Source organism: Pseudomonas sp. SWRI179, assembly GCF_014268705.1.
In the GTDB taxonomy this organism is placed as follows: Bacteria; Pseudomonadota; Gammaproteobacteria; order Pseudomonadales; family Pseudomonadaceae; genus Aquipseudomonas; species Aquipseudomonas zanjanensis.
Window position 1 is genome coordinate 45,649 of the sequence record NZ_JABWRA010000026.1, and the last position, 13,389, is coordinate 59,037.

Annotated in this window: 15 protein-coding genes; 10 read left to right on the forward strand and 5 right to left on the reverse strand. The window is 59.8% G+C overall.

The window, feature by feature from the left end; all coding sequences use genetic code 11:
• Positions 1-59: 59 nt before the first annotated feature.
• Positions 60-716: an alpha/beta hydrolase gene (locus HU767_RS16205; protein ID WP_186705157.1), complete on the reverse strand. Its 657-nt coding sequence runs from the start codon at positions 714-716 to the stop codon at positions 60-62.
• Positions 717-1,188: 472 nt separating this feature from the next.
• Here HU767_RS16205 and HU767_RS16210 point away from each other — a divergent pair, with 472 nt between their 5' ends.
• The 4 genes from HU767_RS16210 to HU767_RS16225 all read left to right on the forward strand — a co-directional run bounded on the left by HU767_RS16210 (position 1,189) and on the right by HU767_RS16225 (position 5,350).
• Positions 1,189-2,220, forward strand: coding sequence for an amino acid ABC transporter substrate-binding protein (locus HU767_RS16210; protein ID WP_186705158.1), 1,032 nt, complete (start codon positions 1,189-1,191; stop codon positions 2,218-2,220).
• 65 nt (positions 2,221-2,285) lie between these two features.
• The gene (locus tag HU767_RS16215) at positions 2,286-3,467 is read left to right on the forward strand and encodes an amino acid ABC transporter permease (protein WP_186705159.1); all 1,182 of its coding nucleotides are present in this window, start codon (positions 2,286-2,288) and stop codon (positions 3,465-3,467) included.
• 10 nt (positions 3,468-3,477) lie between these two features.
• The gene (locus HU767_RS16220) at positions 3,478-4,575 is read left to right on the forward strand and encodes an amino acid ABC transporter permease (protein ID WP_186729979.1); all 1,098 of its coding nucleotides are present in this window, start codon (positions 3,478-3,480) and stop codon (positions 4,573-4,575) included.
• 10 nt (positions 4,576-4,585) lie between these two features.
• Positions 4,586-5,350 carry an amino acid ABC transporter ATP-binding protein gene (locus HU767_RS16225; protein ID WP_003178331.1) on the forward strand — a complete coding sequence of 255 codons (765 nt, stop codon included), beginning with the start codon at positions 4,586-4,588 and terminating at the stop codon, positions 5,348-5,350.
• 225 nt (positions 5,351-5,575) lie between these two features.
• On the opposite strand, the gene HU767_RS16230 is transcribed toward HU767_RS16225, so the two are convergent.
• Together HU767_RS16230 and HU767_RS16235 are read right to left on the reverse strand one after the other, a co-directional pair.
• Positions 5,576-6,058: a type II toxin-antitoxin system MqsA family antitoxin gene (locus HU767_RS16230; protein ID WP_186705161.1), complete on the reverse strand. Its 483-nt coding sequence runs from the start codon at positions 6,056-6,058 to the stop codon at positions 5,576-5,578.
• Positions 6,055-6,366: a type II toxin-antitoxin system MqsR family toxin gene (locus HU767_RS16235; protein WP_186729980.1), complete on the reverse strand. Its 312-nt coding sequence runs from the start codon at positions 6,364-6,366 to the stop codon at positions 6,055-6,057. The genes HU767_RS16230 and HU767_RS16235 overlap by 4 nt, the downstream gene beginning before the upstream one ends.
• Positions 6,367-6,531: 165 nt before the next feature.
• On the opposite strand from HU767_RS16235, the gene HU767_RS16240 reads away from it, so the two are divergent.
• The 5 genes from HU767_RS16240 (at position 6,532) to HU767_RS16260 (ending at position 10,444) form a co-directional block, all read left to right on the forward strand.
• Positions 6,532-7,191, forward strand: a complete 660-nt coding sequence (locus HU767_RS16240) for a FadR/GntR family transcriptional regulator (RefSeq protein WP_186705162.1) — start codon at positions 6,532-6,534, stop codon at positions 7,189-7,191.
• A gap of 13 nt (positions 7,192-7,204) precedes the next feature.
• Positions 7,205-8,497, forward strand: coding sequence for a CynX/NimT family MFS transporter (locus HU767_RS16245; RefSeq protein WP_225917655.1), 1,293 nt, complete (start codon positions 7,205-7,207; stop codon positions 8,495-8,497).
• 97 nt (positions 8,498-8,594) lie between these two features.
• A complete protein-coding gene (locus tag HU767_RS16250) occupies positions 8,595-9,065 on the forward strand; it encodes a nuclear transport factor 2 family protein (RefSeq protein WP_186705164.1) in 471 nt (156 codons plus the stop codon).
• A 40-nt stretch (positions 9,066-9,105) separates the two neighbouring features.
• Entirely contained in the window at positions 9,106-9,429 is a 324-nt protein-coding gene (locus HU767_RS16255) for a GIY-YIG nuclease family protein (RefSeq protein WP_186705165.1), read from the forward strand.
• Positions 9,430-9,508: 79 nt separating this feature from the next.
• The gene (locus tag HU767_RS16260; protein WP_186729981.1) at positions 9,509-10,444 is read left to right on the forward strand and encodes a glutathione S-transferase family protein; all 936 of its coding nucleotides are present in this window, start codon (positions 9,509-9,511) and stop codon (positions 10,442-10,444) included.
• Positions 10,445-10,563: 119 nt separating this feature from the next.
• Here HU767_RS16260 and yejK read toward each other — a convergent pair whose 3' ends face one another.
• A complete protein-coding gene (yejK, locus tag HU767_RS16265; protein ID WP_030139623.1) occupies positions 10,564-11,568 on the reverse strand; it encodes a nucleoid-associated protein YejK in 1,005 nt (334 codons plus the stop codon).
• A gap of 396 nt (positions 11,569-11,964) precedes the next feature.
• Between yejK and HU767_RS16270 the strand changes: the two genes are divergently transcribed.
• Positions 11,965-12,246, forward strand: a complete 282-nt coding sequence (locus tag HU767_RS16270; protein ID WP_058544106.1) for an HU family DNA-binding protein — start codon at positions 11,965-11,967, stop codon at positions 12,244-12,246.
• 110 nt (positions 12,247-12,356) lie between these two features.
• Here HU767_RS16270 and rlmF read toward each other — a convergent pair whose 3' ends face one another.
• Positions 12,357-13,382 carry a 23S rRNA (adenine(1618)-N(6))-methyltransferase RlmF gene (rlmF, locus tag HU767_RS16275; protein WP_186705167.1) on the reverse strand — a complete coding sequence of 342 codons (1,026 nt, stop codon included), beginning with the start codon at positions 13,380-13,382 and terminating at the stop codon, positions 12,357-12,359.
• Between the last annotated feature and the right edge of the window lie 7 nt (positions 13,383-13,389).

Below are 13,389 nucleotides of genomic sequence, written 5' to 3' on the forward strand. Positions count from 1 at the left end.
TGCAAGAAACGGGCGCGGCGTAGTGGGATCGTCAAAGGACCGGCGTGGCGATTGGCCGCCTAGCGCAACCGCTCGGCCAGCCAGGTGCCGATGTCGCGAATCTCCTCGGGTAACACTTCGTGGCCCATTGGGTATTCCTGCCATGTCACGGTGACACCATGCTGCTTTAAATACTCTTTAGCAGTCCGCCCCATGGGGTTGAGTACCACTTCGTCGTATTGACCATGCAGCGCCAGGACCGGAATGCGCTGCTGGCTGGCCGATAATTGCAGTTCTTCGCTGAAGGTCGGTGCATAAGTAGACAGTGCGACCACGCCGCCCAGCGGGCCCTGCCATTTCACGAAAGCGGTGTGATAGACCACCGCGCCACCTTGGGAAAAACCGGCGAGGAAAATCCGCGAGGCGTCTATTCCGCTGGCTCGCTGGGTTTCGATCAGGTCAATGACCCGTTGCGCCGAGGCTTCGAGTTGCTGTTCGTCGATGGCCCGGGCCGGGCTCAAGGCACGAATGTCGTACCAACTGGGCATGGCATAGCCGCCGTTGATCGTTACTGGTTGGGTCGGGGCCTGGGGTAGAACGAAACGTGTGGTGAGCAGGCTTTGCTGCAACATTTCGGCGACCGGCAGGAAATCAAAACGATCGGCGCCGAGGCCGTGGAGCCAGATAACGCACGCGTCAACAGTGCCGCTGGGCTCGAGAATCAAGGGGTCGGTCATGGTTGTGCTCCAAATCTGTGCGGGTGCGCTCAATCAGTGCGTGATTACAGTGCGCTTCCGGTGTCTCAGTTAATTAGATGTCGCAAAGTTGAAAGTTTTTGTCTTGACGTGTTTTACATGGCCTAAGCGCAGCGGTCTGGTACGGGCTTTGCTATGGGGTAGCTGAGTGATGATTCTTACGCTGCGCGGTAACACTATCAGTTAGACGCGTCGCATGGGATATCAGAAATCCGGTGATGAATGTTCGCCAATAGCCGCTACGGGCTTCGCGAACGTGAAGGGCTACAGCCCGTTCGGCCGATTGGTGAGAGATGGGCATGACCACTGTTTACGGACATCCTCATTAGTAGACCCATAGCGAAAGTCCAGACGTCGGTTGACCCTAAAAAAAGCCAACAAGGGTCGGCAATGCCCCAAAAGGGTGCGACAGGGCTCGAGCTCCGACACAACAAGAGCAAAACTGGAGGTTTGAATGAAGTTACTGAAATCCACCCTGGCAGTCGTGACTGCAGCAGCAGTCCTCGGCGTCAGCGGGTTCGCTCAGGCGGGTGCAACCCTGGATGCCGTGCAGAAGAAAGGTTTTGTGCAATGTGGTGTAAGTGACGGCTTGCCGGGTTTCTCGGTACCTGATTCCACCGGCAAGATCGTTGGTATCGACGCTGACTTCTGCCGTGCCGTGGCCGCTGCGGTGTTTGGCGACGCGACCAAGGTCAAGTTCAGCCAGTTGAACGCCAAGGAGCGCTTCACCGCGCTGCAATCCGGCGAAATCGACATGCTGTCGCGCAACTCCACCATGACCAGCTCCCGTGATGCGGGCATGGGCCTGAAGTTTCCTGGCTTCATTACCTACTATGACGGCATCGGTTTCCTGGCCAACAGCAAACTGGGCGTCAAGAGCGCCAAGGAACTGGACGGTGCGACCATCTGCATCCAGGCCGGTACCACCACCGAGCTGAACGTGTCCGACTACTTCCGCGCCAACGGCCTGAAGTACACCCCGATCACTTTCGACACCTCCGATGAAAGCGCCAAGTCGCTGGAATCCGGCCGTTGCGACGTGCTGACCTCGGACAAGTCCCAACTGTTCGCCCAGCGCAGCAAGCTGGCGTCGCCGAAGGACTACGTGGTCCTGCCGGAAACCATCTCCAAGGAGCCACTGGGCCCGGTCGTGCGTAATGGCGACGACGAGTGGCTGGCCGTTGTGCGTTGGACTGGCTACGCCATGCTCAATGCTGAAGAAGCCGGCATCACTTCGAAAAACGTCGAAGCTGAAGCCAAGTCCACCAAGAACCCGGACGTCGCTCGTATGCTGGGCGCTGACGGTGAATACGGCAAAGACCTGAAGCTGCCGAAGGACTGGGTCGTGCAGATCGTCAAGCAAGTCGGCAACTACGGTGAAATGTTCGAGCGCAACCTCGGCAAGGACACCCCGCTGCAGATCGATCGCGGTCTGAACGCTCTGTGGAACGCAGGCGGCATCCAATACGCACCACCAGTGCGCTGATGGTTCTATCACCCGGTGGGCCAACCACCGGGTGATGTTCTGTTCCATTCTTTGCGGGGCACTTCATGCAAAATTCAATCGGCGCACCTAAGCAGAGGCTCAGCCTCAGCGATCCACGAGTGCGTGCGTGGGTATTTCAGATCGTCACCATCGTGGCGGTTATTTCGCTGGGCTGGTTTCTGTTCGATAACACGCAGACCAACCTGGAGCACCGGGGCATCACGTCCGGTTTCGGCTTTCTGGAGCGCAGTGCCGGGTTCGGCATCGCCCAACACCTGATCGACTACACCGAAGCGGACAGCTATGCCCGCGTCTTTGTCATCGGTTTGCTCAACACCCTCCTGGTGACCTTCATTGGCGTGATTCTGGCGACCATCCTGGGGTTCATCATCGGCGTCGCACGCTTGTCGAAGAACTGGATCATCTCCAAGCTGGCGACCGTCTATGTGGAGGTTTTCCGTAACATTCCACCGCTGTTGCAAATCCTGTTCTGGTACTTCGCCGTATTCCTGACGATGCCGGGACCACGGGCTGCCCACAATTTCGGTGACACCTTCTTCGTCAGCAGCCGCGGCCTCAACATGCCAGCGGCGCTGATGGCGGATGGGTTCTGGCCGTTCGTGGCCAGTGTCGTGCTGGCGATCGTCGCCATCGTGCTGATGACCCGCTGGGCCAACAAGCGTTTCGAAGCGACCGGCGAGCCGTTCCATAAATTCTGGGTGGGCCTGGCGCTGTTCCTGGTGATCCCGGCACTGTGCGCCGTGATCTTCGGTGCGCCCGTGCATTGGGAAATGCCGCAGCTCAAGGGCTTCAACTTCGTCGGTGGCTGGGTATTGATCCCTGAGCTGCTGGCCTTGACCCTGGCCTTGACCGTGTACACCGCGGCGTTCATCGCCGAGATCGTGCGCTCGGGCATCAAGTCCGTGAGCCATGGCCAGACCGAGGCGGCCCACTCGCTGGGCCTGCGCAACGGTCCGACCCTGCGCAAGGTGATCATCCCGCAAGCCTTGCGCGTGATCATCCCGCCGCTGACCAGCCAATACCTGAACCTGGCGAAAAACTCTTCCCTGGCTGCCGGTATCGGTTACCCGGAAATGGTTTCGCTGTTTGCTGGCACGGTGTTGAACCAGACCGGTCAGGCCATCGAGGTGATCGCGATCACCATGAGTGTGTACCTGGCGATCAGTATCAGCATTTCCTTGCTGATGAACTGGTACAACAAGCGCATTGCGCTGATTGAGCGGTGAGGAAAAGCGCATGACATCCCATACTTTCAAACCTGATATGCCGCCACCGAGCAAAGTGTTCGGGCCAGTGGCATGGATGCGCGCGAACATGTTCTCCAGCTGGCTCAACACGCTGCTGACGTTGTTCGCGTTCTACCTGATCTACCTGATAGTTCCACCGATCCTCGGTTGGGCTATCCTCGATGCCAACTGGGTCGGCACCACCCAGGCCGATTGCACCAAGGAGGGCGCCTGCTGGGTGTTCATCCAACAGCGTTTCGGCCAGTTCATGTACGGCTATTACCCGACGGGCCTGCGCTGGCGCGTAGACCTGTCCGTGTGGGCGGCAGTGCTGGGTGTGGCGCCGCTGTTCATCTCGCGCTTCCCGCGCAAGGCGATCTACGGCCTCAGCTTCCTGGTGCTGTACCCGATCATTGCCTGGTGCCTGCTGCACGGTGGCGTTTTCGGTCTGGATACCGTGGCGACCAGCCAGTGGGGTGGCCTGATGCTGACGTTGGTGATCGCCACCGTCGGTATCGTCGGTGCTCTGCCGCTGGGCATCGTCCTGGCCCTGGGCCGGCGCTCGAACATGCCGGCGATCCGCGTGGTCTGCGTGACCTTCATCGAGTTCTGGCGCGGTGTGCCGTTGATCACGGTGCTGTTCATGTCGTCGGTGATGCTGCCGCTGTTCCTGCCCGAAGGCATGAACTTCGACAAGCTGCTGCGGGCATTGATCGGGGTGATCCTGTTCCAGTCGGCCTATGTGGCCGAAGTGGTGCGCGGCGGCCTGCAAGCCATTCCGAAGGGGCAGTACGAAGCGGCCGCGGCGATGGGCCTGGGTTACTGGCGCAGCATGGGCCTGGTGATCCTTCCACAGGCACTGAAGATGGTGATCCCGGGGATCGTCAACACCTTCATTGCGCTGTTCAAGGACACGAGCCTGGTGATCATCATCGGCCTGTTCGACCTGCTCAACAGCGTGAAACAAGCTGCCGCCGACCCGAAATGGCTGGGCATGGCCACTGAAGGCTATGTGTTTGCCGCCCTGGTGTTCTGGATTTTCTGTTTTGGTATGTCCCGCTATTCCATGCATTTGGAACGCAAGCTGGACACTGGCCACAAGCGTTAGGAGTTGACTCATGAGTGAAGCGATCAAACAGCCTGTGAGCCCTGAAGGCATTATTCAGATGCAGGGCGTGAACAAGTGGTACGGCCAGTTCCACGTGTTGAAAGACATCAACCTGAACGTCAAGCAGGGCGAGCGTATCGTGCTGTGCGGCCCGTCGGGTTCCGGCAAGTCCACGACTATCCGCTGCCTCAACCGCCTGGAAGAGCACCAGCAGGGTCGCATCGTGGTCGATGGCGTGGAACTGACCAACGACCTCAAGCAGATCGAAGCGATCCGCCGTGAAGTCGGCATGGTGTTCCAGCATTTCAACCTGTTCCCGCACCTGACCATCCTGCAGAACTGCACCCTGGCGCCGATGTGGGTGCGCAAGATGCCCAAGCGCAAGGCCGAGGAAATCGCCATGCATTACCTGGAGCGCGTACGCATTCCAGAGCAGGCGCACAAGTATCCGGGCCAGCTCTCGGGCGGTCAGCAACAGCGTGTGGCCATTGCCCGTGCCCTGTGCATGAAGCCGAAAATCATGCTGTTCGACGAACCGACCTCGGCACTCGACCCAGAGATGGTGAAAGAGGTGCTGGACACCATGATCGGCCTGGCCGAAGACGGCATGACCATGCTGTGCGTGACCCACGAGATGGGCTTCGCCCGCACCGTGGCCAACCGCGTGATCTTCATGGACAAGGGTGAAATCGTCGAACAGGCCGCGCCGAACGACTTCTTCGACAACCCGCAGAACGACCGCACCAAGCTGTTCCTGAGCCAGATCCTGCATTGATCGGCGTTAGGCAGTGAAATAAACCCGGACTTGTCCGCAATGCTGTTCACGTAAGAAAAACGGTGAACCCGTGGCGAGGGAGCTTGCTCCCGCTTGAGTGCGAAGCGCTCACAAAGAGGGGGCCGCTACGCAGCCCAGCGGGAGCAAGCTCCCTCGCCACGGATTTTTCTACCGCCCGATGTGAATAGCGTTGGACTTGTCCGTTTTTTTTGCTGTTTTGGCTGCTCAGTGAGTCGTGAGGGTTTCGTGCTCTTTGTGCGCTGTAGTCTTGAATCCTCTCAAGTCCGCACCTTCAGCCAGGGTTCGTGCATCTACGAGCAAATGCGGGTAGCGATCGAGCAGGCGCATCAGCAGCATCAACGCTTTTGGTGGCAGTACCTCACCGCGCTCATAGCGGGAAAACGCGTTGTGCCCGCCACCTGATAACAGCGCTACCGCTTCTTTTTGAGAGAGATTCAGTTTGCGCCGGACACGTTTGATCTCTTCGCCAATCATTCGCCTGGCCGCATTGACCAGCTCATCACCGGCGTGGTCATAGCGATCCGAGCAGCTTGAATCGAGCTCGACTTCGCCGCACATCTGACATTCCCAGCCAGACAAGTCATCGACCCGGCGTTCCAGTCCCTTGACGCTGATGGTTTCGCCGCGACCTTCGAAATGCAACATGCCCTCCGGGGCACCACAGCTGAAGCATTGCTGGTGTTTCATGAGTTTTTCTCCTTGAAGGAAATTACCGGTGAGCCTCCGCTGGGGCGGTACGTCACTTTCAGGTAAATCTGCAGACCGTGTGAATTGGCGTGGTAGACGTCATGCCAGACTCGATGATCGTCATAGGTGGTCATCGATTTATAGAACTGTTTTCGTTCAAGCCCATGGATGACCTGCTGCATATCCGAGACGTTTAAACCGAGCGTCCGAGCAGTGTTCTTCGCAGTGCTGGTGAAAGCTTTCCCTTTTAGCCGCCTGACATCCGCCTGTATCGCCACCAAGGCGTAATGGGGTGTGTTCTTTTCCATGGAACGGTGCGCCCTGTTCGTAAAATTACCCTTAAAGGGTAATTTTGACTAATCGAAAATCTCGTTTCATTTGCCTCCGATTGACCCTAGGCAGTTGCCGTCCTACACGAAGCTGACTAACATGTCAGAAAATTCATCCCATGATTGGATGAAAGGGCGGACTCTATGTCAGATATTTCTCCATTAATGAAACGCTCCCTGGTCGATCAGGCCCTGGAGCAATTGCGTCGACGAATCAGCGAGGGCGTGTGGGCTGTCGGCCAGCGCTTGCCCACCGAGCCAGAGTTGGTGGCGGAGCTGGGTATCAGCCGCAACACGGTGCGCGAAGCCATGCGCGTGCTGGCGTTTTCCGGTTTGATCGAGATCCGCCAGGGCGACGGCAGCTACGTGCGGGCGGTGGTCGATCCGCTGGATACCCTCAAGGTGTTGTCGCGCTGTTCGCTGGAACAGGCCCGGGAAACCCGGCACATCCTGGAAGTAGAGGCCATTGGCCTGGCGGCGCTGCGGCGTACCGATGAGGATTTGCTTGCCTTGCGCCAGGCGCTGAAAACCAGCGGCGAGCATTACCACGGCGACCTGGAGCACTACATTAAGTGCGACCTGGTGTTCCATCGCCTGCTGGTGGACGCCGCGCATAACCCGGCCCTCAGCGAGCTGTATCGCTATTTCTCCAACGTGATCGGCGCGCAATTGCGCCAGAGCCTCAACATCATTCCCCGTCATCAACATGTGTTCGATTTGCATATCGAGATTCTCGAAGCCGTCGAACGCCAGGATCCGGAGCGGGCCAAGGCCCTTTGCCGGCAGTTGATCAATGAACCCTGAACCAGAGCTTTCCATGTCCCGCGATCCGCTTGACCGCACCCCTTTGACGCCGAAAAAACGCGCCGCCGAACTCGAAGAACTGTTGATCGACGCCGAAGCCGACGATGAGCAGGCCCAGCAGAGCCACCCGTTGGTACGACGTCCCTGGTTGTTGCTGCTTGGGTTGATTCTGGTGGCGCTGAACTTGCGTCCGGCGCTGTCGAGCATGGCGCCGTTGCTCAGCGAGGTTTCCAAGAGCCTTGGCCTGTCGGCTGCGCAAGCAGGTTTGCTGACGACCCTGCCCGTGCTTTGCCTGGGATTGTTCGCACCGCTGGCGCCTGTGCTGGCGCGACGCTTTGGTGCTGAGCGCGTCGTGCTGGGCATTTTGCTGACCCTGGCCTGCGGCATCGTCTTGCGCAGTTCGTTCGGCCAGTTCGGCTTGTTCGCCGGCAGCATCCTGGCGGGCGCCAGCATCGGCGTCATCGGGGTGCTGCTGCCCGGCATCGTCAAGCGCGACTTCGCCAAGCAGGCCGGCACCATGACCGGTGTCTACACCATGGCGCTGTGCCTGGGCGCGGCGATGGCGGCCGGGGCGACGGTGCCGTTGAGCGAGCACCTTGGCCACGACTGGGCCTTGGGCCTGGGGTTCTGGGCGGTCCCGGCGCTGCTGGCTGCGGTGTTCTGGTTGCCGCAAGTGGGCGAAAAACACGGTGCCCATCAGGTGGCGTACCGGGTTCGCGGCTTGCTGCGCGATCCCCTGGCCTGGCAAGTGACCTTGTACATGGGGCTGCAGTCCTCCCTGGCCTACATCGTCTTTGGTTGGCTGCCCTCGATCCTGATTGGGCGTGGCCTGACCCCGACCCAGGCCGGGCTCGTGCTGTCCGGTTCGGTCATCGTGCAGCTGATCAGTTCGCTGGCGGCGCCTTGGCTGGCCACGCGCGGCAAGGACCAGCGCCTGGCCATCGTGGTCGTCATGGTCATGACCCTGGGCGGGTTGTTCGGTTGCCTTTACGCACCCATCGATGGCTTGTGGGGCTGGGCGATCCTGCTGGGCCTGGGGCAGGGCGCGACGTTCAGCCTGGCGCTCACGCTGATCGTGTTGCGTTCGCGGGACGCCCATGTGGCCGCCAACCTGTCCGGCATGGCCCAGGGCTTTGGTTATACGCTGGCGTCGCTGGGGCCCTTCGCGGTGGGCGTGGTCCACGACTTGACCGGCGGCTGGAATGCACTGGGCTGGATCTTCGGCCTGATTGGCCTGGGGGCGATCATTGCGGGCATCGGCGCGGGCCGGGCATTGTATGTCGGCGTCAGCAGCGAAAGGGTCTGACCTTCGTTGATATCATTTTCATGGCGAATGACGATGGTCTTCCCCACGGCGGCAGATTATCGTGCTGGCCTACTGAAACGTTTTTCGGAGCCTGTCCATGAGTGATGCCCACAACGCCTTGATCACCCGTTTTTACCAGGCCTTCCAGCGCCTGGACGCCGACGCCATGAGCGCCTGCTACACCGATGATGTGGTGTTCAGCGATCCAGCGTTCGGCGAACTGCGCGGGCGTGATGCCGGTGACATGTGGCGCATGTTGACGACCCGGGCCAAGGACTTCTCCCTGACCTTCGATAACGTGCGCAGCGACGAACGTACCGGCGGTGCGCACTGGGTGGCGACGTACCTGTTCAGCCAGACCGGCAACATCGTGATCAACGACATCCAGGCGCGCTTCGTGTTTCGCGATGGCAAGATCTGCGAACACCATGACAGCTTCGATCTGTGGCGCTGGTCCCGCCAGGCGCTGGGCACCAAGGGCCTGTTGCTGGGCTGGACGCCGCTGGTGCGCAACGCCGTCAGGGCCCAAGCGCTCAAGGGGCTGCGGGCGTTCCAGGCCAGTCGCTGATAAGATCGCGGTTTGTCCTGGCTCACCTGTTGAACATTTTGTGACGACCGTCGACTTATCCTCCGATCTGCCTGCACAAGGCGCCGCCGAACCGGACAAACCCTGGTTCGTCTACCTGGTGCGGGCCGCCAACGGCTCGCTGTACTGCGGCATCAGTGATGACCCGGTGCGGCGCTTCGCCAAGCATCAAAGCGGCAAGGGCGCGCGCTTCTTCCTGTCCAGCCCGGCAGTGGCCCTGGTGTACACCGAGGCCTGCCGCGACAAGGGCGAGGCCTTGCGTCAGGAGCGGCTGATCAAAAAGCTCAGGAAAAGCGCCAAGGAATGCCTGGTGGCCAGTGCGCTGCCCCTTCATCAGCCTGGCTGATAGGCCTTTATCAGGCCGGTAGGCTGGCCCGGTCAGGCGCGCTAAGCTGCAAGACTTCATTCCTGCAGTGGCGAATCTCATGTCAGAGTTGATTCTTCATCATTACCCGACGTCTCCTTTCGCGGAAAAAGCCCGGCTGTTGCTGGGTTTCAAGGGCTTGTCCTGGCGTTCGGTGAGCATCCCGCCAATGATGCCCAAGCCTGACCTGACGGCGCTGACGGGTGGCTATCGCAAGACGCCGGTGTTGCAGGTTGGCGCGGATATCTATTGCGATACGTCGCTGATTGCTCGTCGACTGGAGCAGGAGAAAGCCTCGCCGGCGCTGTTCCCTGAAGGCCGTGAGATGATCGCGGCGTCCTTCGCGGCATGGGCCGATTCGGTGGTGTTCCAGCATGCCGTGAGTCTGGTGTTCCAGCCGGAGTCGGTGGCGGTGCGGTTCGCCAAGCTATCGCCTGAAGCCATCAAGGCATTCATCAGCGACCGCGCCGGGTTGTTCAGTGGTGGCACGACCACGCGCTTGCCCGCCGACCAGGCCAAGCACCAGTGGCCGACGATCATGGCGCGCCTCGAACAACAATTGCAGCGCGAAGAGGGCGATTTCCTGCTGGGCGATCCGTCGATTGCCGACTTCGCCATGGCTCATCCGCTGTGGTTCCTCAAGGGCACGCCCGTCACTTCGCCGTTGGTGGACGAATACCCGGCGGTATCGGCGTGGCTCGCGCGGGTGCTGGGTTTCGGCCATGGCGCGTCGAGCCAGATGAGTTCCGAAGAAGCCTTGGAGGTTGCCCGCAATGCGACGCCGGCCGCGCTGCCGGATGAGTCGTTTGAAGAGCCGAACGGGTTCGCGGTTGGGCAGCAGGTGACCATCGCCGCGACGGACTATGGTGTCGATCCCGTGGCCGGGGAGTTGGTGTTTGCGGGCAGTGAGGCGTTGATCGTACGCCGGGAAGATGAGCGTGGCGGGGTGGTGCATGTGCACTTTCCGCGGTTTGGGTTTCGCGTCGAGGCTCGATGAACAACGAATGATCTTGTGGGAGCGAGCTTGGTGGGAGATTTGCTCCCACAAAGCTCGCGATGAGGCTCTCAAATCTATATCGCGGACAGCACCCTATCGAACTCGCACTCTGCCGAGCATCAGTTGCGGCGCTTGAGCTGATCAGTCAACGAAGTCGGCAACCCCTTGATGATCAACGTCCCAGCCTCTTCGTCATATTCGATCTTGGAACCCAGCAGGTGCGCTTCGAAGCTGATGGACAAGCCTTCGGCTCGGCCGGTGAAGCGGCGGAACTGGTTGAGGGTGCGTTTGTCGGCGGGGATTTCCGGCGATAGGCCGTAGTCCTTGTTGCGGATGTGATCGTAGAAGGCTTTCGGGCGCTCTTCGTCGATCAGCTCGGAGAGCTCTTCCAGGCCCATCGGCTCGCCGAGCTTGGCCTGGCTGCTGGCGTAGTCCACCAGGGTCTTGGTTTTCTCCCGAGCATCGTCTTCCGGCAGGTCTTCGCTTTCGACGAAGTCACTGAAGGCCTTGAGCAGGGTACGGGTCTCGCCGGGGCCGTCGACGCCTTCCTGGCAGCCGATGAAGTCACGGAAGTACTCCGAAACCTTCTTGCCGTTCTTGCCCTTGATGAACGAGATGTACTGTTTGGACTGCTTGTTGTTCTGCCATTCCGACACGTTGATCCGCGCCGCCAGGTGCAACTGGCCCAGGTCCAAGTGACGGGACGGGGTCACGTCCAGCTCATCGGTCACCGCCACGCCTTCGCTGTGGTGCAGCAGGGCGATGGCCAGGTAATCCGTCATGCCCTGTTGGTAATGCGCGAACAACACGTGGCCACCCACCGACAGATTGGACTCTTCCATCAGCTTTTGCAGGTGTTCCACCGCCACGCGACTGAACGCGGTGAAATCCTTGCCGCCGTCCAGGTATTCCTTCAACCAGCCGCTGAACGGATGCGCCCCGGACTCGGCGTGGAAAAAGCCCCAGGCCTTGCCTTGCTTGGCGTTATAACTTTCGTTGAGGTCGGCGAGCATGTTCTCGATGGCCGTGGACTCTGCCAGTTCGGAGTCGCGGGCATGGAGCACAGCAGGGGTGCCGTCGGGTTTTTTGTCGATCAGGTGGACGATGCAATGACGGATCGGCATGGATTTCTCGGCTGATGAAAGAGAGGAGGGCACGCTCCCCGAAAAAGGGCCCAGTGTACCGCAATCACTGGTTTTGGAACCCGGCAAAGGCCCTTTCAGAGCCGTCCGACAGCCTATATGCAATTTTTTAACGTTTTAGCGCAAGAAAGCTGACCAAATGGGTAGCTAGAGGCGGATATTTCATAGGCATTGTGCTAGTTTTGCCCGGTCTTACGCGATGTCACTGCGTTAAGCGTGCATTCAGCATCTGTCAGGTCGAACCAAACCCGGTTTTCGGCATCTATTACCCCGATCCGTCGTGGTGATTGCCGAGGGTGCCTGATCCACAGAGATCGGGCTCGATGGCTGACACTGCACTCTGCAATCCATATGAATTTGATAGGGAAGGAACACTACATGGCTCTTACTAAAGACCAACTGATCGCTGATTTGGCTGAATCTGTAGACGCACCAAAAGCTACCGTGCGTGCTCTGCTGGACCAACTGGGCCAAGTCGTTGCCGATCAGCTGGAAAATGGCGGCGAAATCACTCTGCCAGGCGTTGGCAAGCTGAAAGTCACCGAGCGTCCTGCCCGTACCGGCCGTAACCCTTCGACTGGCGCTGCCATCGAAATCGCTGCCAAGAAAGTGATCAAGCTGGTTGTGGCCAAAGGCCTGACCGACGCGGTCAACAAGTAAGACCGCTGTAAAAAAAACCGTGCCTCGGAGCGATCCGGGCACGGTTTTTTATTGTCTTGTAAAAAGTGGTCTGTGGTGAGGGCATTTGTGGGAGCAAGGCTTGCATCCACTCAGCCCTTGCGGACCCATCGCTCACGCCGCCAGATCTGCTGCTCGGACTTGGTCTGGAAAGTCCACGCCACAAAGCGACTCTGCTTCTGCCCCTGCGACATCTCCACCACCTGGCTCTCCAGCGCGCCAGCCTTCTTCAACGCAGTTTCGATCGCCGGCAGGTTCGAGGCTTTCGACACTAACGTACTGAACCACAGAACCTTGTGTTGGAAGTTCGCACTTTCGGCAATCAACTGCGTTACAAAGCGTGCTTCACCGCCTTCACACCATAACTCCGCCGATTGCCCGCCGAAGTTCAGCACCGGCAGCTTGCGCTTCGGATCAGCCTTGCCCAGGGCCCGCCACTTGCGCTCGCTGCCCTTGGTCGCTTCTTCCATCGAGGCGTGGAACGGCGGATTGCACATGGTCAGGTCGAAACGCTCGCCCGGTTCCAGCAAGCCGATGAGGATGTGCTTGCGGTTTTGTTGCTGGCGCAACTGGATGACCTTGTTCAGATCGTTGGACTGAACGATGGCCCTGGCGGCCGCCACGGCTGTCGGGTCGATCTCCGAGCCGAGGAAGTGCCAGCGGTATTCGCTGTTGCCGATCAGCGGATAAACGCAATTGGCGCCCATACCGATGTCCAGCACATTGACGATTGCGCCACGCGGCACCTTGCCGTCGTTCATGCTCGCCAGCAGGTCAGCGAGAAAGTGCACGTAATCGGCGCGGCCTGGAACCGGAGGGCAGAGGTAATCCGCGGGGATGTCCCAGTGCTGGATGCCATAGAACGCCTTGAGCAGCGCCCGGTTGAACACCCGCACCGCGTCGGGGCTGGCGAAGTCGATGCTTTCCTTGCCGTACGGGTTGGTGATCACAAACTTGGCCAGTTCGGGTGTGCTCTTGATCAGCGCCGGGAAGTCGTAACGACCCTGATGGCGGTTGCGCGGGTGCAGGCTGGCCTTCTCACGCGGCTCGACGGCTTTGCTTGGGGACGCGGCGTCAGGCTTCTTGCGTGCGGGTTTGGGAGTGCGGGGGGCGTTCATGGGCGTG